General features: G+C 41.6%; 1 protein-coding gene. It reads right to left on the bottom strand.

What is annotated here, in order from left to right; translation table 11 throughout:
* Nucleotides 1–71: 71 nt before the first annotated feature.
* Nucleotides 72–1430 (bottom strand): IS4 family transposase, encoded by a 1359-nt coding sequence (locus FC82_RS13750; RefSeq protein WP_056973869.1) that lies wholly within the window; start codon nucleotides 1428–1430, stop codon nucleotides 72–74.
* Nucleotides 1431–1562: the final 132 nt, after the last annotated feature.

Genomic DNA, 1562 nt, shown 5'->3' with positions numbered 1-1562 from the left:
CTGAAACTTGAAAGTATGAAGACAGACTGATCCCTTGGTATCACAGGGCATATTTTAATTAATTTAACCATTTAGCTTGCTGTTAACAGCGAAACTAACCGTTTCGGCAAAAATGTGAAGAACTGATTCATCATCTGAATAATTTGGGCTCTTCTTGCATAAACTTCATGATTAATAATCGTTTTTAACGAATTTAGAAGCCATACCAGTGCTTGAGACAACTCAATATCTGGCATGGCTTCGTTCATTATAAAGAATAAATCCCCAATGGTGCGATCATCCTGATTTTGCCGTTCCTGCCAAGCTAATAGGTCATAAGTCATCATGACAATTGCTAAATGGCCACAAAGCCCGTCATAATTTTGAACTTGTGATTTGTCGAGCCGCAAGTATTGCTTGGCAACTTTAAAGTAATTCTCAATTTGCCATCTTCGGGCGTATAGTTGAATGATCTCTTGTGGCTGAAGGCCTAACTGAGTCGTTGCCAGTACTAGGTAGTCATCTTGACGGGCCCGATTAGCCACAAATACCAAGCGAAGCTTGAATTTTTGGTTCCCGACGTGCGCTTCGACAAAGCAGCTGTATTGATAAGCTTGCTTGGGTTGATATTTTGAGGCCTGCAGTCGCTTGTATAATGCTTTAACTGAATATTGCCGTCCGCGATATTGATAGTAAATTTTGCTGGACCGTTTAAGCATGCCCACGCCGTTTAATCCCAACTTGGTTAATTCATAGAACATTTTTGGTGAGCTATACCAGCTATCAAATAACACATAGTCAGCTAGAACGCCATTTGCGAGGGCTTGCTTGACAAGTTGCAATGAAACGAGGTTCATTTTTTGCTGTGCTTGGCGACGTCTCCGGCCAGCAATTGTTCGTTGATCGGTTGTTTTAGCTGATTTTCCAAGGACGTTTTGTGGCTTCTTGGAAGACATTAATGCAAAGTTGATCGGTAAGAATGTATTGGCGTCACTCCAACCCAAAGTTAAAGCCCGGTATCCCTTAATATATAACTGTTTGTCATGGTCAAAGACTCGCGCTAGTAATTCGGTTTGGGTGGCGTACTCACGGGAAAAGAGTGTATCGTCAATGATCAATGCTAACCGCCGCCGGCGGTCAATAAACGGTCGTAAATGCTTGATTAAATGACTCCCAACTTGACAAATCAAGCGTTGCCAATTGATCCGGCCATCGTTCAAATTATTTCTGACGGTGCGACTGGTAAAGTTAGGTGTTTCATGGGCTCGATAAAGCGAGCGTCCCAGGAACTTTGTCGTGAGCAGCCATTCAATGACCTTCATCAAGCTGATTTCTGAATGCCGGCGATAATTCACCAACTTGGTGAGTTTAGATAGACCAATGAGGGAAGTAAATTGATGAACAATATTGTGAAGCTCGTTTTCTGTATTTTTTTGTCTTATAATATTCATGACGTAAGTCTCCTTTGTATCTTGGTTTTGGTCGACTAAAGTATACAACGCAGGAGAGCTTGCGTTTATTTTTTTGCCAAAAAAGCCAATAACCACACGCCTTTGGCGTGATTATTAGCTTTCAAGTTTCAG

Source organism: Secundilactobacillus collinoides DSM 20515 = JCM 1123 (genome assembly GCF_001435975.1).
In the GTDB taxonomy this organism is placed as follows: Bacteria; Bacillota; Bacilli; order Lactobacillales; family Lactobacillaceae; genus Secundilactobacillus; species Secundilactobacillus collinoides.
The sequence above is the reverse complement of the archived record's forward strand: the minus strand, read 5'-3'. Positions and strand labels throughout refer to the sequence as shown.

What these genes read in the sequence shown, in the direction of transcription:
- FC82_RS13750 (WP_056973869.1), bottom strand. Translation starts at nt 1,430, where the DNA reads ATGAATATTATAAGACAAAAAAATACAGAAAACGAGCTTCACAATATT.